Source organism: Nonomuraea sp. NPDC004186, assembly GCF_053603495.1.
Genome location: NZ_JBSGFQ010000026.1, coordinates 62647 through 81355 on the forward strand (window position 1 = coordinate 62647; position 18709 = coordinate 81355).

23 protein-coding genes are annotated in these 18709 nt (G+C 70.1%); 14 read left to right on the plus strand and 9 right to left on the minus strand.

Annotation, left to right across the window (positions count from 1 at the left end; translation table 11 throughout):
- The first annotated feature begins 70 nt into the window (after nt 1-70).
- From ACWEPL_RS22005 to ACWEPL_RS22055, 11 genes are all read left to right on the plus strand, one after another.
- Nucleotides 71-1273 carry a CaiB/BaiF CoA transferase family protein gene (locus ACWEPL_RS22005; protein ID WP_452437294.1) on the plus strand — a complete coding sequence of 401 codons (1203 nt, stop codon included), beginning with the start codon at nt 71-73 and terminating at the stop codon, nt 1271-1273.
- Nucleotides 1270-2994, plus strand: a complete 1725-nt coding sequence (locus ACWEPL_RS22010; RefSeq protein WP_452437295.1) for an AMP-binding protein — start codon at nt 1270-1272, stop codon at nt 2992-2994. The genes ACWEPL_RS22005 and ACWEPL_RS22010 overlap by 4 nt, the downstream gene beginning before the upstream one ends.
- Nucleotides 2991-4166, plus strand: coding sequence for an NAD(P)/FAD-dependent oxidoreductase (locus ACWEPL_RS22015; RefSeq protein ID WP_452437296.1), 1176 nt, complete (start codon nt 2991-2993; stop codon nt 4164-4166). The genes ACWEPL_RS22010 and ACWEPL_RS22015 overlap by 4 nt, the downstream gene beginning before the upstream one ends.
- The gene (locus ACWEPL_RS22020) at nt 4163-4612 is read left to right on the plus strand and encodes a nuclear transport factor 2 family protein (protein ID WP_363969123.1); all 450 of its coding nucleotides are present in this window, start codon (nt 4163-4165) and stop codon (nt 4610-4612) included. Before ACWEPL_RS22015 ends, ACWEPL_RS22020 begins: the two co-directional genes overlap by 4 nt.
- Before the next feature lie 32 nt (nt 4613-4644).
- Nucleotides 4645-5400, plus strand: a complete 756-nt coding sequence (locus ACWEPL_RS22025) for an enoyl-CoA hydratase/isomerase family protein (RefSeq protein ID WP_452437297.1) — start codon at nt 4645-4647, stop codon at nt 5398-5400.
- Complete coding sequence (locus tag ACWEPL_RS22030; RefSeq protein ID WP_452437298.1) at nt 5397-5891, plus strand: MaoC family dehydratase; 495 nt, start codon at nt 5397-5399, stop codon at nt 5889-5891. Before ACWEPL_RS22025 ends, ACWEPL_RS22030 begins: the two co-directional genes overlap by 4 nt.
- The gene (locus ACWEPL_RS22035; protein WP_363969129.1) at nt 5884-7071 is read left to right on the plus strand and encodes a thiolase family protein; all 1188 of its coding nucleotides are present in this window, start codon (nt 5884-5886) and stop codon (nt 7069-7071) included. Before ACWEPL_RS22030 ends, ACWEPL_RS22035 begins: the two co-directional genes overlap by 8 nt.
- A 47-nt stretch (nt 7072-7118) precedes the next feature.
- Entirely contained in the window at nt 7119-7517 is a 399-nt protein-coding gene (locus ACWEPL_RS22040; RefSeq protein WP_452437299.1) for a Zn-ribbon domain-containing OB-fold protein, read from the plus strand.
- Nucleotides 7514-8689: a thiolase family protein gene (locus ACWEPL_RS22045; protein ID WP_452437300.1), complete on the plus strand. Its 1176-nt coding sequence runs from the start codon at nt 7514-7516 to the stop codon at nt 8687-8689. The genes ACWEPL_RS22040 and ACWEPL_RS22045 overlap by 4 nt, the downstream gene beginning before the upstream one ends.
- 3 nt (nt 8690-8692) lie before the next feature.
- Complete coding sequence (locus ACWEPL_RS22050; protein WP_452437301.1) at nt 8693-9496, plus strand: enoyl-CoA hydratase/isomerase family protein; 804 nt, start codon at nt 8693-8695, stop codon at nt 9494-9496.
- Nucleotides 9497-9603: 107 nt separating this feature from the next.
- Entirely contained in the window at nt 9604-10167 is a 564-nt protein-coding gene (locus ACWEPL_RS22055; protein ID WP_363969137.1) for a TetR/AcrR family transcriptional regulator, read from the plus strand.
- Nucleotides 10168-10275: 108 nt separating this feature from the next.
- Here the strand turns inward: ACWEPL_RS22055 and ACWEPL_RS22060 are convergent, their stop codons facing one another.
- Entirely contained in the window at nt 10276-11043 is a 768-nt protein-coding gene (locus ACWEPL_RS22060) for a hypothetical protein (RefSeq protein WP_452437302.1), read from the minus strand.
- A gap of 314 nt (nt 11044-11357) precedes the next feature.
- On the opposite strand from ACWEPL_RS22060, the gene ACWEPL_RS22065 reads away from it, so the two are divergent.
- A complete protein-coding gene (locus ACWEPL_RS22065; RefSeq protein WP_452437303.1) occupies nt 11358-11483 on the plus strand; it encodes a hypothetical protein in 126 nt (41 codons plus the stop codon).
- Between the two features lie 87 nt (nt 11484-11570).
- Here the strand turns inward: ACWEPL_RS22065 and ACWEPL_RS22070 are convergent, their stop codons facing one another.
- The 8 genes from ACWEPL_RS22070 to ACWEPL_RS22105 form a co-directional block, all read right to left on the minus strand.
- On the minus strand, nt 11571-13778 hold the full coding sequence (locus ACWEPL_RS22070; protein ID WP_452437304.1) for a xanthine dehydrogenase family protein molybdopterin-binding subunit: 2208 nt from the start codon (nt 13776-13778) through the stop codon (nt 11571-11573).
- Complete coding sequence (locus tag ACWEPL_RS22075; RefSeq protein WP_452437305.1) at nt 13775-14764, minus strand: FAD binding domain-containing protein; 990 nt, start codon at nt 14762-14764, stop codon at nt 13775-13777. The genes ACWEPL_RS22070 and ACWEPL_RS22075 overlap by 4 nt, the downstream gene beginning before the upstream one ends.
- Nucleotides 14757-15284: a (2Fe-2S)-binding protein gene (locus ACWEPL_RS22080; RefSeq protein WP_452437306.1), complete on the minus strand. Its 528-nt coding sequence runs from the start codon at nt 15282-15284 to the stop codon at nt 14757-14759. The genes ACWEPL_RS22075 and ACWEPL_RS22080 overlap by 8 nt, the downstream gene beginning before the upstream one ends.
- A 186-nt stretch (nt 15285-15470) precedes the next feature.
- Nucleotides 15471-15617: a hypothetical protein gene (locus ACWEPL_RS22085; RefSeq protein ID WP_452437307.1), complete on the minus strand. Its 147-nt coding sequence runs from the start codon at nt 15615-15617 to the stop codon at nt 15471-15473.
- 5 nt (nt 15618-15622) lie between these two features.
- Nucleotides 15623-15985, minus strand: a complete 363-nt coding sequence (locus ACWEPL_RS22090) for an integrase core domain-containing protein (RefSeq protein ID WP_452437308.1) — start codon at nt 15983-15985, stop codon at nt 15623-15625.
- Nucleotides 15986-16357: 372 nt separating this feature from the next.
- Nucleotides 16358-16495: a hypothetical protein gene (locus ACWEPL_RS22095; RefSeq protein WP_452437309.1), complete on the minus strand. Its 138-nt coding sequence runs from the start codon at nt 16493-16495 to the stop codon at nt 16358-16360.
- Between the two features lie 134 nt (nt 16496-16629).
- Nucleotides 16630-16884, minus strand: a complete 255-nt coding sequence (locus tag ACWEPL_RS22100; RefSeq protein ID WP_225966405.1) for a MerR family transcriptional regulator — start codon at nt 16882-16884, stop codon at nt 16630-16632.
- 670 nt (nt 16885-17554) lie between these two features.
- Entirely contained in the window at nt 17555-17746 is a 192-nt protein-coding gene (locus ACWEPL_RS22105) for a hypothetical protein (protein WP_452437310.1), read from the minus strand.
- A 174-nt stretch (nt 17747-17920) separates the two neighbouring features.
- Here ACWEPL_RS22105 and ACWEPL_RS22110 point away from each other — a divergent pair, with 174 nt between their 5' ends.
- Nucleotides 17921-18349 (plus strand): Hsp20/alpha crystallin family protein, encoded by a 429-nt coding sequence (locus tag ACWEPL_RS22110; protein ID WP_363969152.1) that lies wholly within the window; start codon nt 17921-17923, stop codon nt 18347-18349.
- A 65-nt stretch (nt 18350-18414) separates the two neighbouring features.
- A complete protein-coding gene (locus ACWEPL_RS22115) occupies nt 18415-18705 on the plus strand; it encodes a MerR family transcriptional regulator (protein ID WP_363969154.1) in 291 nt (96 codons plus the stop codon).
- Nucleotides 18706-18709 lie beyond the last annotated feature (4 nt).

The following is an 18709-nucleotide window of genomic DNA, read 5'->3' on the forward strand; positions in this document are numbered from 1 at the left end:
TTTTGACCGGGCGATCGTCTATGGTGAGGCACGAGCACTGGCGGTCACCTCACTGTCCCGGAGCCGCACCGTGAGCCTGGAACGCACCTACCCCGACCTTCGTGTCCTGGATCTCAGCGAGAACATCGCCGGCCCGCTGGCTTGCATGATCCTCGGCGACCTCGGTGCCGACGTGGTCAAGGTCGAGCGGCCGGGCACCGGCGAGGCCACCAGGGACCTTCCACCCCGGTGGGATGGCGAGAGCACCGTCTTCCTCGCCATGAACCGGAACAAGCGCAGCGTCGCCCTCGACATCCGGACACCGGAGGGCCGTGCGGCGGTCCTGCGCATAGCCCGCGACGTCGACGTCGTCATGGAGTCCTTCCGCCCGGGCGTGGCGGACCGGCTGGGACTCGGCTTCGAGCACTTCCGTCAGGTGAGCCCGAACGTGGTGCACTGTTCGGTGAGCGCCTTCGGGGAGCGTCCGCTCGGTCACGACCGGCCCGGCTACGACGCACTCATCCAGGCATTCACCGGCATCATGGCGATGACCGGCGAGGAGAGCGGGCGCCCGGCCAGAGCGGCGCCCTCGATCGTGGACATCTCGACCGGGCTGTGGGCCACCATCTCGATCCAGGCCGCGCTCGCCCGGCGCGCCGACGGTCGCGCGCAGCACCTGCGCGCGAGCCTGGTGGACAGCGGGTTCTTCCTCCTGTCTCACCAGATCATGGGCTACCTGGCCACGGGCACGTTCCCCGGCCGGCTGGGCTCCGCCGCGCCGAGCACCGCGCCGTACGAGGCGTTCCGCACGGCCGACGGCTCGATCATGGTCGCGGCCGCGACCGACCGGTTGTTCGCGCGACTGTGCGCCGCGCTCGAACTCGGCCACCTCGTGACCGACGACCGGTTCCGTACGGTGGCGGACCGCGTGGAGAACCGGTCCACGCTGAGCGAGATCGTCGAAGGCCGGCTTCGTACGGCGAATTCGGCGCACTGGCTGGAGCGGATCACGGCGGCGGGCGTGCCGGTGGGGCCGGTCAACGACCTCGCCGCCGCGCTGGCCCACCCCGTGACCGCCGAGCGAGGCATCGTCCAGGAGGCCCTCGACGGGCGGATACCAGGGCTCAAGCAGCTCCGGTTGCCCATCGACGAGCACACTCGGTGCGCGATGCGCCAGCCTCCGGCGCTGGGCGCGCACACCGAAGAGGTCCTCGCCGAAGCGGGGTTCTCCGAGGCCGAGATCGGCCGACTCGTTGCACCAAAGGTGATGGAAAGGACGGCGCGACAGGGATGAGCAGCGTTTCCCCCGCAGCACGGCGAGAGGCGCTCGAGGCCCGGCATCCGGTGTGGGTGCCGCGCACGACCGCCCAGCAGCTCGACGTGACCGCGGCCGCGTTTCCCGACCGGCCCGCGATCCTCGGCGAGCGCGGCTACACGTACGCCGAGCTGCGGGACTGGACGATCCGGCTGGCCGCCGGGCTGATCGCAGCCGGTGTGGAGCCCGGCGACCACGTGGCCGTCGACCTGGCCAACTTCCCGGAGGTCGTGGCCCTCAAGTACGCGGTGGCCCGCGTCGGAGCGGTGTCGGTCTCGATCAACTTCCTGCTCCGCCACGAGGAGCTGCGTTACGTGCTGAGCCAGTCGGACTCCACCGTGCTCATCACGATGGACCGGTTCCGGGACCTTGACTACCTCGACGCGCTCGACCGGATCGCGCCCGGCTGGGAACGCGGCGGCGGCGGCGCGGCCCTGCCCCGCCTGCGGGCGGTCTTCGTCATGGGCACGGAGGGGCCGCCGGCCCGCGGCAGCTCCCTGGCGGACCTCGTCACCCTGGGCGCGTCCATTCCGGACGAGACGGTGCTGCGGCGGACCGCAGCCGCCGACCCGTTCGCCGACTCCGACCTGCTCTACACCTCCGGCACCACCGGGAAGGCCAAGGGCGTGCTGCTGCGGCACGACGCCGTCCTGCGGACCGCCTACGCCAGTGCGTACACCCGCGCTTTCCAGGACGGGCGACGCATCCTGTTCGCCCTGCCGATCTACCACGTATTCGGCTACGTCGAGGCCACCGTCGCCGCGTTGTTCGTCGGAGGCGCGATCTGCCCCCACACGGCGTTCGACGCCGACCGGATGCTCCGGGACGTGCCGACCCACCGGATCGACGAGCTGATCTGCGTGCCCGCGATGACCTCGGTCGTGCTGGACAAGGCGCGCTCCGGCGGCTACGACCTGACCTCGCTCACCACGATGTTCTCCTCGGGCGCGGCCCACCACCCGGCGATGTGGCAGGAGATGCTGGACGTGCTGGGCGTCGACGAGCTGTTCACCGCCTACGGGCAGACCGAGACGACCGCGTCCACCCTGTGCACGCAACCCGGCGACCCGCTCGACCGGCTGCGCGGGACGAACGGGTGCGTCAAGCCGGCCGGCGTGGCCGGCGAGCCGGAGCTCGGCGGCGCGCTCGGCGTCTACCGCGTCATCGACCCGGACACCGGTGCCGAGCTGCCTCGCGGCGAGATCGGTGAGCTGGTGGCGCGGGGGCCGCTGGTGACCGAGGGCTACTACGACATGCCGGAGGAGACGGCCGCGGCGTTCACCGCCGACGGCTGGTTGCGCACCGGCGACCTCGGCCGGTTCGACGAGCAGGGCTACCTGGTGCTCACCGGGCGCCGCAAGGAGTCCTACCGGTGTGGCGGCGAGCTCGTCATCCCGGGAGAGGTCGAGGCGGTGCTCGCCGAGCACCCTGCCGTGCTCGCCGCGCACGTGGTGGGTATCCCTCACGAGCGCATGGGCGAAGTCGGTTGCGCGTGGATCGTCGCGGCGACCGCGGAACCGCCCGATCCCGAGGAGCTCATCGCCTTCTGCAAGCAGCGGCTCGCGCGCTTCAAGGTGCCGGCCTCGGTCCTGTTCGCCGACGCGGACGAACTGCCGACCACGGTCACCGGACGGGTCCAGAAGTTCCAGCTCGCCGAGCGCGCGGTGCTCGAACTCCGAGCCCCGGCGGCACGCCCGTGAGCGGCCCGCACGTCGTCATCGCCGGGGGCGGCCTCGCCGCGGTCCGGACCGCCCAGGCCCTGCGCGACCTTGGCCACCGCGGCCGGGTCACCCTCGTGTCCGAGGAGTCCGACGAACCCTACGACCGGCCGCCGCTGTCCAAGGAGTGCCTGCTCGGCACGCGCGGCGCCGACGACATACGCCTGGCCGCCCCGGACGAGTACGCCCGCCAGGACATCCGGCTCGTGCTCGGCCGCGCGGCGGTCGGCCTCAACCTGTGTGCCCGGACGCTGACGCTCACCGACGGCGGCGAGATCGGCTACGACCGGCTGGTCGTAGCCACCGGTGCCCGGCCGCGCCGGCTGCCGTCCCTGCCGGACTCCGGCAGGGTGCATTACCTGCGGACCGCCGCGGACTCCCGGCGGCTGGCCGGCGCGCTCACCGACGGGGCGCGGGTGGCCGTGATCGGCGCCGGGTTCGTCGGCCTGGAGGTGGCCTGCGCGGCACGGATGCGGGGCTGCCGGGTCACCGTCGTGGAAGCCGCGGCACAGCCGATGGCGCTGATCATCGGCGCCGGGCCGGCGGCCTGGCTACGGCGCCGGCATTCCGAACGCGGCCTTGAGTTCCGCTGCGGCACCACGGTCGACGAGAGCGAGGAGCGGCCCGACGCTCTGGTCCTGTTCCTCGGCGATGGCACGGTCGTCGAGACGGACGTCGTGGTCGTCGGCGTCGGAATCGTCCGCGACACCGCCTGGCTGGCCGACGCCGGGCTCGAAACGCACCACGGCCTCGTCTGCGACGAGACCGGGCGCACCTCCGCCGCGGACGTCTTCGGGGCGGGGGACGTCGTCTGCCGGCACACGGCGGGCCAGTGCCGGCCGATTGGCCACTGGACCGCCGCGTCCGACAGTGCGGCCAAGGTCGCCGCGGCACTCCTCGGCGTGCCGCCCGCCGGCCTCGACGAGGACGGGTTCTTCTGGTCCGACCAGGCGGATCTGCGGCTCCAGTTCGCCGGCGCCGCTTCCCCGACGGCGACGGCGACGGTCGTGTCCGGCGACTTCGACAGCGGCAGGTTCGTCGTCCACTACACCGACGGCGACCGGCTGACCGGGGTCTTCGCCGCCAACGCGCCACGCGACTTCCTCCGCGGACGGCTCGCCCTCCGATCGGCTCCCAGGCAGGTGCGGACATGACATCGACGACGCCCCGGCTCACCTGCGACCAGCGTCAGGAGATCATCGACCTCTACGCGCGTTACTCCCACGCCTTCGACGAGGGCCGGGCCGACGAGCTCGCGGCCCTGTTCACCGAGGACGGCGTCTTCGAGCGCGAGGGCGCCGCTCCCGTCATCGGCAGGGACGGCCTCGCCGCGCTCGTCCGGGCGACGGCCGAGCGCGCGCCTGGAATGCGGCACCTCGTCAGCAACATCCTCGTCGAGGCGAGCGAGGCAGGCGCCCTGGGGCAGGCGTACGCGCTCGCCCTTGTCGTGGGCGACACCGACCTGCGGCTGGCGACCTTCGGCCGCTACGACGACGAGTTCGTGCCCACGCCGGAGGGCTGGCGGCTGCGCGTCCGGCGGTTCACGCCGTTCGTCCCCGCGGTGTTGGCGAACGCCGTCCTTGCTGTTACCGTGTCCTGAAACAACTGTTTGTTTTTGGCGGAGGGTGCCACATGGCCAGGATCAATCCGTCGCTCGACGAGTACTCCAAGAGGTACGAGAACGTCCGTCTCGAACGCGAGAACGGCATTCTCCAGGTAACCGTTCACACCGACGGCGACAGTCTCGTGTGGACCAGCCAGGCACACGACGAGCTCGCGTACGCGTTCACCGACATCGCCTGCGACCCGGAGAACAAGGTCGTGCTGCTGACCGGCACGGGCGACGCGTTCTGCGCGGAGATCGACTTCTCCAGCTTCAACCTCGGCACCGCCGCCGACTGGGCGCACATCATGTTCGAGGGCCAGCGGCTGCTCACCAACCTGATGAACATCGAGGTGCCGGTCGTGGCCGCGATCAACGGGCCCGCGCTGATCCACCCGGAGATCCCGATCCTGTCCGACATCATCGTCGCTGCGGACACGGTCAGATTCAAGGACGGCCCGCACTTCCCGTCCGGCATCGTGCCCGGCGACGGCGCCCACCTCGCCTGGACGCACGTGCTCGGCTCGACCCGCGGCCGCTACTTCCTGCTGACCGGCCAGGAGCTCGACGCTCGGCAGGCTCTGGACTACGGCGTGGTGAACGAGGTCGTCCCCGCAGGCCAGGCGCTCGCCCGGGCTCGCGAACTCGCCGCCGACATCGCCTCGAAACCCGACCTGGCCCGCCGGTACGCGCGCGCCGTGCTCACCCGCGAGATCAAGCGGCTCATCCACGACCAGCTCGGGTACGGGCTGGCGCACGAGGCATTGGCGGCGTTGAGCCTGTGACCGCCACCTTCAACCGGCTCCGGCACCACTTCGAGGACTTCTCCGTCGGCGACACGGTGCTCTCCCCCGGCCGGACTGTCGACATCTCGGACATCTCCGCGTTCGCCGGCCTCACCGGGGATCACTACCCCCTCCACGTCGATGAGGAGTACGGCCGCGGCACCCGCTTCGGCGGCCGGATCGCCCACGGCCCGCTCACCTTCAGCCTGGCCGTGGGCCAGGTCGCCCTGTCGGGTTTCCTCGGCGACGCGATCGTGGCGTTCCTCGAATGCCAGACCATGCGTGCGCTGGCGCCGGTGTTCCCCGGCGACACCATCCGCGTGCGGGTCGAGGTCGCCGGGGCCGAGGGTGGCAAGCCCAGGTACGGCGTGCTCCGACTCGACTACACGGTCCTGAACCAGAAGGACGAGGAGGTCATGCGCTTTCGCATGGTGCTGCTCGCGCGACGCAGAGAGCCCGGCCCCGAACAGGAAGGAGACCCTGGTGAGTGATGCTGACGAGGCCGCGTTCATCGGCGTCGGCGAGCTGCCGTCCGGCCGGTATCCGAAGCGGCCGTTCATGGGCTCGCTGGTCGACGTCGCCGTGGCGGCGGTGCGGGACGCGGGCATGTCGATGTCCGACATCGACACCATCCTGCTCATCCCCTGCCTGCACTCCCCAGCCGACCAGGCCGACCTGGTGTTCTCCCGCGTGGTCGAAGAGCTGGGGCTGGGCGGCCGCGCCAAGGCGAGCTACATGATCCACTCGGGCGGGTCGACGAGCGACAACACGATGCGCACCGCCGCCGGTCTGATCGCGAGCGGGCACGCCCGCAACGTCCTGGTCCTGCAGGCCGAGAAGTGGGGCTCGGCCCCGGTCAACGAGATGATCGACATGCTGACCGCGAACGGCATACCCCGCGAGTGGGAGAAACCATCCGGACTGTCGTTCAACGCGGTCGGCGCGCTCATCACCAACCGCTACATGGCCGCCAGCGGCTCCACCGCCGCTCAGATGGCGTCGGTGTGCGTCGTGCTGCGCGAGTGGGCCAGGCTCAACCCCAACGCGATGTACAAGGACAAGCCGCTGACGGTCGAGCAGGTCCTCGCGTCCAAGATGGTCTCCGATCCGCTGCACGCGCTGGAATGCCCGATGCTGGCCGACGGCGCGGTCGGCTTCGTCCTGACGAGCGCCGCCATGGCGCGGCGCACGCACGACCGGTGGGTGCGGATCGCCGGATCCGGCGGCTGCGTGTCCCACTACAGCATCGGTCAGGAGCGCGACCTCGCCGTACTCGGCTGGCCGAAGGCCGCGGCGCAGGCCTACGAGCAGGCGGGCTGGGGGCCGAACGACGCCGACCTCGCCGAGGTGTACGACTCCTATCCCGCCGTGCTCACCATCGCGCTGGAGGGCCTCGGACTGGCCAAGCCAGGCGAGGCGGCACGGACGTTCGCCGCGGGCGACTACTCCCCCGGCGGCCGGCTGCCCGTCAACACCAACGGCGGTCTGCTCTCCGCGGGCCACACCGGCGTCGGCGGCGGCACGGCGTTGCTGGCCGAGGCCGTTCGCCAGCTGCTGGGCAGAGCGGGGCCCGAGCGGCAGGTCGCCGGCGCGGAGCGTGCGGTCTGCGGCGGCTCAGGTGGGACCTACATGGACAGCCAGGTGCTCCTGCTGGAAGGGGTGACACGATGAGTGATCCAGGGAGTGATCCAGGGAGTGCTCCAGGGAGCGACCCGGGCATGGAGCCGCTCACCCGTCCCTACTACGACGCGCTCGGTCGCGGTGAGCTGGTCATTCAGCACTGCAACGGCTGCGGCCGCGACAACATGTACCCACGCCATCGCTGCCCCTTCTGCTATGAGGCCGATCTCGGATGGGTCCGGGCATCCGGCACGGGAGTGCTGCACAGCTTCGCGGTGACCCGCTTCGGAGCGCCGACCGGCTTCGAGTCGGAGACCCCGTACGCGCTCGGGGTCGTCAAGCTCGCCGAGGGCGTACAGCTGCTGGCCCGACTGTGGCCTGACGAGGCCGGCGGATGGAGCGCCTACGGCTGTGACACGCGGGTGCGCTTCCGGCCGGCGTCCCAGGACGAGATCGCCCGGCGGCCGGTGCCGTGGTTCGCGGTGGTGCACCAGTGAGCAAAGTGCTGATCGCCGGTGTCGGCATGATCCCCTTCGGGCGGAACGTACGGCGCAGCGAGCGGATGATGGTCGAGGCCGTCACGGAGCTGGCGCTCAAGGACGCCGGCGTGACCGCGGCCGAGGTGCAACGGGTGTTCCTGGCCAACGCCGCGGCCGGGCTGGTGTCCGGGCAGGAGATGATCCGCGGCCAGGTCGCGTTGCAGTCCACAGGTCTGGCCGGCGTACCACTGGTGAACGTGGAGAACGCGTGCGCCTCCAGCAGCTCGGCCGCGGCCCTGGCGTTCGAGGCTGTGCTCGCGGGACGGTGCGACCTCGCGATCGTCATCGGTGTCGAGAAGCTGTCGCACGAGGACAAGTCCCGAACGTTCGACGCGTTGCGGGGAGCCACCGACGTCGACGCGTCCCACCGCCCCGAGCCGGACAAGCCGGCCTCGAACTCGGTGTTCGTGAATGTCTACGCGGAGGAGGCCAGACGCTATCTCGCCGAGTACGACGCCGGCATCGAGGACTTCGCGGCCGTCGCGGTGAAGAACCGCGGGCACGCCGCGCTCAACCCGCTCGCCCAGTACCGGACGCCACAGACGATCGAGGAGGTCCTGCACGCCCGGATGGTCGTCGACCCGCTGACCCTGCCCATGTGCTCACCCACCACCGACGGCGCCGCCGCGCTGGTCCTGTGCTCGGAGGACTACGCCCGCCGCTCCGGCATCGCCGGGTGCGAGATCCGGGCGACCCGCCTGGCCGCCGGGCGCGGCCAGGAGTCCCAGCCGGTCGCGGCGGCCGCGGCCGCCGCGTTCGAGGACGCGGGACTGGGGATCGACGACATCGACGTGCTCGAACTGCACGACGCGGCCGCGCCCGCCGAGATCCTCCAGTACGCCGAGGTCGGGCTGTGCGCTCCGGGCGAGGGACACCTGCTGGTGCGTTCGGGCGCCACCGCGCTCGGCGGCAGGCTGCCGGTCAACGTGAGCGGCGGGCTGATGAGCCGGGGCCACCCGATCGGCGCCACCGGCTGCGCGCAGCTGGTGGAGATCTACGATCAGCTCGCCGGCCGGGCTGGACGCAGGCAGGTCGAGGGTGCCCGGGTCGGCATGGCCGTCAACGCGGGCGGCTGGCTCGCGGGCGCGTACGCGGCGTGTGTCGCGACCATCCTCGTGAAGGCAGGATGAGTCATGGCGGCCACCAAGCTGGAGACGCTGCATTACGAGCAGGCGGCCGACGGGGTCGTACTGCTGACCCTGAACCGACCGGACCGGGGCAACGGGGTCGTCCCGGAGATGGCGGCGGACCTGCTCACCGCCCTCACCGACCTTGAAGTCGACACCGCGGTCCGCTGCCTGGTGATCACCGGAGCGGGACGGCAGTTCTCCGCGGGAGCCGACCTCAAGGCCATGCGCGCCTACCTCGACGAGACCTTCCCGATCACTCAGGAGCCCTACAACGCGCGCGTGCTGTTCCCGGTGACTCAGCGCCTCGTCGCGTCCAGGCTGCCGGCCATCGCCGCCATCAACGGGGGTGCCACCGCGGGCGGCCTGGACTTCGCGCTCGCCTGCGACATCCGCATCTGCTCCACAGCCTCCAAACTCGGCGAAACATACATCAACCTGGGCCTGCCCCCGGGAAACGGCGGGTCGTGGTTCCTCCCCCGGCTCGTCGGCTCCGGCCTGGCCGCCGAGCTGGCCCTGACCGGCGATGTCATCGACGCGCGGCGAGCTTTGGAGATCGGCCTGGTCAACCGGGTCGTCGAGCCGGAGGAGCTGATCCCCGCCGCCGTCGAGCTGGGAGCCCGCATCGCGGCCAAACCGTGGCGGGCTCTGGAGGCCACGAAGCATGCCCTGCGCTCGACCTGGCAGGTCGACCTCGCCACCTCGATGAGCAACAGCTACTGGGCGGTCGCGGCACTGCACAACGGCCCCGACCTGGCCGAGGGCGTCGACGCCTTCCTCGAACGCAGGCCGGCGCGTTTCAACCGCTGACCAGCGGGAGCGAGCGCGCCGCGACCCGCCGTACAATCAGTTGTTAACCGAACGTGGGAGGACGGTTGACAACGCGGAAGGAAAGACAGGCCAAGCGAAGCGGACCTGTGTCGCCGGAGCTCATCGAAGAAGCGGCGATCAAGCTCTTCAGCGAAAAGACCTACCCGGTCGTGGGCATGCGGGACATCAGTGACGCCGTCGGGCTCCTGCCGGGCAGCCTCTACGTCCACATCAGCAAGAAGGAGGACCTGCTCCAGCGCATCGTGGAGAACGGCATCCAGCGCTACCTCGACGCGATCGAGCCGGTGGTGGAGTCGGACCAGACCGCGCCGGAGCGCCTGCGCGGCGCGATCAACGCGCACATGGGCGTGCTCGCCGAATCCCTGGAACAGACCCGCGTCGCCTTCCACCAATGGACCTACCTCGCCTCCACCGGCAGGCGCCGCGTCGTCAAGCTGCGCCGCCGGTACGAGGCCCTCTTCTCACAGATCATCGACGAGGGCATCGAGGCGGGCGAGTTCAGGGCGGTCAAGAGCGCGCGGGTGACGGTGCTGGCCATCATCGGCATGCTCAACTCGGCCACGGAGTGGTTCTCCCCGACCGGCGAGCTCACCGCGGAGCAGATCGCCGAGGTCCTCACCGACGGGGTGCTCACCGGCCTGGAGGCCTGAGGCTGCACCTCGGCCACATAACAAATGCTTGTTCATCTTGCGCATACGTACTCATGCAGGGCGTCCTGCGGATGGCGTTCGTTCCAGAGCAGGCATCGATCCAGAAGCTCACGACGGCAGGACCTCACCCACCGCCCCATGACCGCGTTCATGCGCCTGCCGATAATTCCATCCATGCAGTTCAAGCGGCATGTGAGGATTCGTGGAGGACACCGCCGAGCCGGTCTCGTCGGCGTACTTCAGGTCGATGATTCGCCCGGGATCGGTGATCGGGCCCGGAGCGGGACGCAGCGGGGCTGCTTGGTTCAGGGCTTGGTGGGCTCGGTGCTGGTTGTAGAAGCGTTCGTTCCATATGAGGCAGCGGTCGAGGAGTTCGTGGCGGCATGACTGCACCCACCGCTCCACGATCGCGTTCATCCGCGGCATCCGAATGCCTGTGAGCACTGTCTTGATGCCAGCCTCGGTGAGGATCTCGTCCATGAGGGCGGGGAACTTCCCGTCCCTGTCCCGGAGCAGGAAACGCGCTCGGCATCCCGCATCGTCCAGGTCCATCACCAGGTTCCTCATCGCCTGAATGACCCAGTCGGCGGTCGGGTGAGCGGTGGTGCCCAGCACGCGGACGCGCCTGGTGGCGTGCTCGATGACGGCCCAGGTAGTGAACGCCCGCTCGGGCGCCGGATGAAGACCTTCCTGCTTGAGGATCTCCCACACCGTGGACGGTGCGATCTTGATACCGAGCGTGGTGAGCTCACCGTGAACCCGCCGGTAGCCCCAGCCGGGGTTCTCTCGGACCAGGCGCAGAATGAGGGCGCGGATGGTCTCTGGTCGGACGAGCAGCCGCAGCCGGCGCCGGAGATCGTGGGGCAGCGAGGTCAAGAGCGCGGCGAGAAAGGACGACGGCGTTCGTGACGGTCAAGTAGGCCAGGCGAAGGAGCACGACTGATCATCATGCCGCACGTTCTTCTTCTCCTGATGGTCGGAGCTCGCGCACGCCACGACCTGGGTGGATGTAATTATCGGCAGGCGCAGTCATCCTGGTCGCGGCGGGCATCACCGACGCCATCCACCACTTCGGCGGACACACGAACTCCTGGTGGCTGGGCAGCGGCACGGCGATCTTCCTGGCCGGGCACGCGATCTACCGCGGCCTGCTGAAGAGCGGGCGGATCACCGGCCGTCTTGTCGCGGCAGTGTGCGTGGTGCCGCTGGGGCTGGCGGCGTCCTTCGCCGGCTGGGCCGCCATGGCCGCAATTGTCGTCGTACTGGCCGTCATCGGCGTCCTCGATCACCGATCGGCCGCACGAGACGAGACCTGAACAGACGTGCCACAGCCTCGCACTTCCGAGCGGGACACCATGCCAGGGCGCCGCCGGTCGGCAGGGGCTCAGTGTCAGGGCGTCCTGTCAGAAGAGCTTGTCGATCGTGATGGGTAGCGAGCGGATGCGCCTACCGGTGGCGTGGTGGACCGCGTTGGCGATGGCGGCACCCATACCGACGAGGCCGATCTCGCCGACGCCTTTGACCCCGACGGGGTTGAACCTGTCGGGCCGGCCGACGAAGCTCACCTGCATGTCGGGGATGTCGGCGTTGACGGGGATCAGATAGTCGCCGAAGGTGGCGTTGGCGATGCGCCCGGATCCCGGATCGGTGACCGTCTCCTCGAACATGGCCATGCCGATGCCGCCGACCGTGCCGCCGATGATCTGGCTGGTGGCTGTCTTCTCGTTCAGGATGCGGCCTGCGTCGATCACCGAGACGACCCTGGCCACCCGCAGCAGTCCGAGATCCGGGTCGACCCGCACCTCCACGAACTTCGCGCCGAAGGGTCCCGCGGGCGCCAGGCCCAGCTCCCGCGAGTCCGCCGGGGTGCTGGCGCCGTGGGCGCTGAGCTCCGTCAGCCCATGCGCGACGAGGATGTCGGTATATGTCTCGCCGCGCTCGGGCGATCCCGTCCGGTGGATGCGACCGCGGCCGATGCTGACCTCGTCGACGGCGCACCCCGCCAGCGGAGAGGTGGGATCGTCGCGGACGGTGTCCAGGAAGGCCTGCACGAGATTGCGGCAGGCGGCGTGGATCGCGCTGCCGAGGCTGGCCGTCAGGCCCGAGCCGCCCTCCACGGCCCCCGGCGGCAGGTCGGTGTCGCCGAGTTCGAAGGTGACGCGCGGCAGGTCCAGCCCGAGCAGCTCGGCCGACAGCTGGGCCATCACGGTGTAGGTGCCGGTTCCGATGTCGGTTACCGCGCTGCGCACCAGAGCCGTCCCGTCCCTGCGCAGCGTCGCGGTCGCCTCGCACGGCTTCTGGAACCAGAAGAACGAGACGCCGGCCAGGCCGTACCCGATCAGCCAGTCGCCGTCGCGCATCGAGCGGGGCTCGGGTAGGCGGCGCGACCAGCCGAACCGTTCGGCACCGACCTCGTAGCACTCGCGCAGGGCCTTGCTCGACCACGGGAGGCCGAGTTGCGGTTGGCTCTCGGCGTAGTTGCGCAACCGGAGCTCGAGCGGGTCGATGCCGAGCTCGTAGGCCAGCTCGTCCATGGCCGACTCCAGCGCGAAGTTGCCCTGTGCCTCGCCGGGGGCGCGCATCGAGTTGCACCAGGCGACGTTCAGCCGGACCTGCCGGTCACGCGTGGAGACGTTGGGGCAGGCGTAGGCGTATGCCGTGCCGGAGGCGCACGGTTCGAAGTTGTCCCCCTCCATCTGCAGCGTCATGGTGCTCTCGTGGTCGATCGCGGCCAGCCGTCCGTCGCGGGTGGCGCCGATCTTGATACGCTGCTCCGTGGCCGTGCGGTGGCCAATCCCGGTGAACATCTCCGGGCGGGTCAGCACAAGCTTGACCGGCCGGCCCACCGTGCGCGCGGCCAGGGCCGCGAGCATGACATGCGGCCACACGCGCAGCCCCGCCCCGAAGCCGCCGCCGACGAACGGGACCAGCACCCGCACGCCGCTCTCCGGGACGCCGAACACCTGCGCGAGCGCCGTGCGCAGAGCGTCGGGCCACTGGGTGGAGTCGTGGACGGTGAGGGCCTCGCCGTCCCAGGCGGCCACGGTGGTGAAGAGGCCCAGCGGGTTGTTGGTGTTGTCGACCGTGGTGTACGTCGCCTCGAACGTCACCTCGGCCGAGGCCAGGGCGGCCCCGACGTCGCCGCGACTGGAGTCCATCTCGAACGGGTCGGTGAGCACCTCCGCCCTGGGGTCATGAAGGTCGAGGCGCGGCTCGGTCGCCTCGTACTCCGCCTCGACCCGGCGGGCCGCGGCCGTCGCCTCCTCGGCGGTGCCCGCCACGACCACGGCCACGTACTGGCCGTAGTGCAGGATCCGGTCCCCCTGCAACGGCGGCGGCGGGGCCGAGAGGATCACCGTGTCGGACGCGCGCCCCAGCGAGGGCGCGTTCTGGTGGGTGATGACCGCCAGCACGCCGGGCGAGGCCTGAGCGGCGCTCGTGTCGAGCCGGCTGATCCGCCCGGCGGCCACGGTGCTGCGCACGAGCGCGGCGTGCGCCAGGTCGGGGAAGCTGAAGTCGTTGGGGTAGTGCGCGGCACCGGTGACCTTCAAGGGACCGTCGACCCTGTCCACTCCCTCACCGACCAGGTCGATCTGCTCGACGATCGTCATGACGCACCTCCGGCGGCGGTTCGCAGGGCGCGCACCAGGGTGCGCTTGGCCAGCTCGACCTTGAAGGCGGTGCCCTCGACGGTGAACGGGTCCCGGACGGCGGCCTCGGCCGCCGCGGTGAAGACCTCCAGGCTCGGGGGCAGCCCCCGCAGGGCCTGCTCGGCCTCGGGCGCGTGCCAGGGAATCGTCCCGACGCCGCCCAGGGCGACGTGTGCCTCGCCGATCACGCCGCCGTCGAATCGCAGGGCCACCGCGGCGGAGGTGAGCGCGAACTCGTACGAGACCCGGTCGCGGATCTTGAGGTACGTGGAGTGCGCGTCCGGCGGGAGCAGCGGGATGTCCACAGCTGTGATCAGCTCACCGTGGGTGAGCACATTCTCCACGTCGGGCGTGTCCCCCGGCACGCGGTAGAACTCCGTCAGCGGGACCGAGCGCTCCCCGCCCGTCCCGCGCAGGTGCACGACCGCGTGCAGCGCCACGAGCGGCACTGTCATGTCCGAGGCGTGCACCGCGATGCAGTGCTCGCTCGCGCCCAGGATCGCGTGCATCCTGGCGGCCCCCTGCACCGCGGCGCACCCGGAACCACGGTGCCGCTTGTTGCACGCGGGGACGGTGGGGTCGCGGAAGTAGCGGCAGCGGGTGCGCTGCAACAGGTTCCCGCCGATCGTCGCCATGTTCCGCAGTTGGACGGACGCACCCAGCAGCAGCGCCTCGCGCAGGAACGGCAGGCGCACGGTCACCGTGGGGTCGGCGGCCAGCTCCTCCATCGTGGTCAGCGCCCCCACCCGCAGCACGTCGCCGTCGCGCGCGACGCCGGCGAGCGGCAACCGGGTGATGTCGACCAGCCGGTCCGGCTCCAGGACGCCGTCCTTCATCAGGTCGATCTGAGTCGTGCCGCCGGCCAGATAGGACGCGTCGGGATCGGCGGTCACCGTCGCCACGGCCTGGCCCACCTCGCCCGCCCTGACGTACTCGAACTCACGCATCGCGGTCACCCGCCCCCATCCGGTCGCGGACCTCGCGGATCGCCTTGACGATGTTGGGGTAGGCGCCGCACCGGCACAGGTTGCCGCTCATGAACTCGCGGATCTCCGCATCCGAACCCGCGCGCCCCTCCGCCAGCAGGCACACCGCCGACATGATCTGCCCGGAGGTGCAGTAGCCGCACTGGAAGGCGTCGTGACGGACGAACGCCTCCTGCACCGGATGCAGGACGCCGTCGGCCGCGAGGCCTTCGACGGTGGTGATCGCCCGGCCCTCGCACTGCGCGGCCAATGTCAGGCAGGACAGGACCCGCTTGCCGTCCGCCATCACGGTGCACGCGCCGCAGGCGCCCTGGTCGCAGCCCTTCTTGGTGCCGGTCAGCCCCAGCCCGTCGCGCAAGGCGTCCAGCAGGGTCACGCGGGAGTCCAAGTCGAGCCGATGATCGACGCCGTTTACGGTCAAGGTCACCGCGACCCGCACGATCGTCGGTGCGGGACTCCGGTGAGTCGTGTCATGAGCCATAACCCCTCGTTTCCGGCACGGCAAGAACCGCGGCCTCGCGGGGGGAGGTCTCACTTGTCAACGATACGCTCCGCCCCCGGGGGGGCGATCTGCGGGGATCAGGGCGGCTGGGCGGCCCGCCGGAAGGAGAGGCCGCCCATGGCCTACCCGTGTTCGCTGATCACGCTCGATGGCCTACGCCTCTGATCACACCAGTCCGCAGGACCGCCAGGCGATCGGCACGCGCGGCGACCACTGCCCACCGTCACCGCGCACCACCACGTACGCGGTGAGCGGCGACGCGAACGAGCTGCCACCGCACAGGACCCTGCGCCTGCCGAAAATTCCATCCATGCGGTTCAAGCGGCATGTGAGTACTCGTGGAGGACTCCGCCGAGCCTGTCTCGTCGGCGCACGGTCAAGCTCGTGATTCGCTCTGGATCAGTGATCGGATCCGGGACGGGACGTAGCGGGGCGGCCTGGGCCAGGGCTTGGTGGGCTCGGTGCCGGTTGTAGAACTGTTCGTACTCGCGCAGGGCGTGCTGCAGGTGGCGTTCGTTCCACAGCAGGCAGCGGTCGAGAAGCTCGTGGCGGCACGATTGCACCCACCGCTCCATGATCGCGTTCATCCGCGGCATCCGGATGCCGGTGAGCACGGTCTGGATGCCGGCCTCGGCCAGGATCTCGTCCATGAGCTCCGGGAACTTTCCCGTCCCGGTCACGGATCAGATAGCGGAGCCGGCAACCGGCGTCCTCCAGATCCATCACCAGGTTCTTAACGGCCTGGGCGACCCAGTTCGCGGTCGGGTGCGCGGTGGTGCCAGGTACGCGGATGCGTCTGGTTGCGTGCTCGATGACGGCCAGGATGTACTGACGCCGCCCACCAAGGGTGACGGTCTCGATGAAGTCGCATGCCAGGTGCACCCGCCGGTAGCCCCAGGACGGGCTCTTCCGGACCAGGCGCAGGACGAGGGTGCGGATGGAACGGACGGTTGGCGGGCGCCCGCGCCGTTTCGGCGCGCAGGCACGGGCATGGCGCCGTTTCACGAGATCGCGGTGCCAGCGCACGGATGGAATTATCGGCAGACGCACTGCTAGGCGTCTTTGACCTGGTGGTGCAGCAGGTCGGCGAATTGGTAGTCGAGTTCGCCGGCCGCGCGCGCCACGATGTAGTCCTCGTGCACGGCGATGGAGACGGTGAAGCGCTCGGGGGAACCGTGGTCCTCGGTCACGGGACGTCTTTCTCGGAGAAGGGCGGTCAGCTTCAACGGCCGACGCCGCGCGGGCCTCGCTGTCATGGGGCTGTCCGGCGCTTCGGGCGCGGCCGGTCCTGATGCCCCCGGGTGTGGCCGGGGGCCGAAAGCGGTCAGTGGCGCTGGCGGAGTTCTTCGTTGATGCGCAGCGCCTCGGCGAGCTGGTCTTCCAAGATGATGATGCGGCAGGCCGCTTCCAGCTGGGTGCCGGCGTCGACGAGTTCGCGGGCGCGGGCGGCCAGGCGCAGCTGGTAACGGGAGAAGCGGCGGTGCCCGCCCTCGCTGCGTAGCGGCTCGATCAGCTTGGCGGCGCCGAGGCTGCGCAGGAACGCCGGGGTGACGCCGAGGATCTCGGCGGCCCGGCCCATGCTGTAGGCGGGATAGTCCTCGTCATCGAGCCGCTGCCCGAGACTGCCGGCCGCTTCGACCGCCTGGACCGGGTGATCGGCTGGGTGAGCGCCGGTGGGGCGGGGCCGCTCCTGCCCGGAGGCGGTGACCGTTGCCCGAGGTGTTTGATCCATTCAACCTTCCGAATGCGAACAGGGGCCCCGGCGCCATGATGCGCCGGGGCCCAGAGGCTAACACCATCGACCGGCCCTGCCTGCGTGCTGCAAGGGCGGGTCACTTATGCCGCACCAGCCGCCCGATGCGGGGGTGCGGGGATCGCGTAAGCGTGACCGTAGACCACCGTCCTGTTCGTGGAGCTGCGGTACCCGTGCGGCGACATGCGGCCGGCGACGGGCGATCCTGATGGCGTTCAACACTCCCTTCCAGTTATCCGTACCTCGGCACCCCGACCGCTGGCGCCGACTTCCTGCAAGCGGCAGCGCGTCCACCGCCCCGGCCCTCTTGCTCAACCACACTGGCCGCGGCAGTCCGACCTTCTGCCCTCTACCTCGTTCTGTACTGCTGTTTTCTGTACTGCTGTCCACGTCCGTCCGGGCAGCCCCATCGTGGTGCTCGCGCTGCCCTCGTGGATCCATCCCTTGCGATGTCAGGAACTCTAGCCGCCCACAGCGCGAATGTCTACCGTGGCGACTACAGATTTTCTTTCACTTTTGAGGCAAGAACCCGCCGCCATGCCACATGATCGATGTGAATGCAGGCAGAGCCGGGGGTGAGGCGATGGCGACGGGCGAGCACGACCAGGACCACGACGGGGCGCGACTCCTGGGCGGCCTCGATCTTCGTCGGCTTGATCGCGCCGGATTGGCGATCCTTGATCTCCATGACCGATAGTTCTCCGATGGCCGGGGCCTGGTGCTCGTGTCAAACCCTTCTTCTCGCCCGGTCCATCCGAGGCATCTCAACGTCGTTCGGCAGCTTGCATCCATTCATAGGTGGAGTTAACATGCAAACCAAGTTGGAGGTTTCTTCTCGGAGAGCTCGCGAAGGGAGCTGGACATGCTGCTCACGTCCCTCGACCCGTTCATCCAGGAGTTCGAGCGCCAGTTCGACCAGCTGGCCCGCCGGACCTTCGGCACCGGCACCCTCATGCCGATGGACGGCCTGCGCCGCGACGACGACGTGCTACTGACGTTCGACCTGCCCGGCATCGACCCCGAGTCCATCGAGGTCACCGTCGACCGCGGAGTGCTGAGCGTCAGCGCTCGCCGCGAGGAGGAGATCCCCGAGGGCGAGCGGGTCTTCGTCCGCGAACGCCCCATGGGCACCTTCACCCGCCGCGTCTACCTGTCGGAGTACCTCGACAGCGACAAGATCGACGCTGGGTACGCCAACGGCGTACTGAAGGTCCGCATCCCCGTGCTCGAGCGGGCCAAGCCCCGCAAGGTCGAGATCCAGCAGGGCGGCGCCAAGGCCATCCGGGCCTGATACGCACGTCCATGGCAAGGGCGGGTGCCGACGGGCCCGCCCTTGCCATTCGAGAGGAGGTCCGGATGGCCGGCATGCCGTTCGACGATGAGCACGCCCCGCTGTACTCCCTGGGTCAGGTCGCGGAGATGCTGCAGGTGCAGCAGGCCTTCCTGCGCCGGCTCGACCAGCACGACGTGGTCAGCCCGCACCGCTCATCCGGCGGGCAGCGCCGCTACTCCCGCCACGACATCGGGCTGCTGCAGCACGTCACCACGATGACCGGCCAGGGAATGACGCTCAACGCCATCCGCCGCATCCTCGAACTGGAGCAGGAAGTCCGCGAACTGCGTGCGGCCCTGAAACGACTCACCTAGAAAG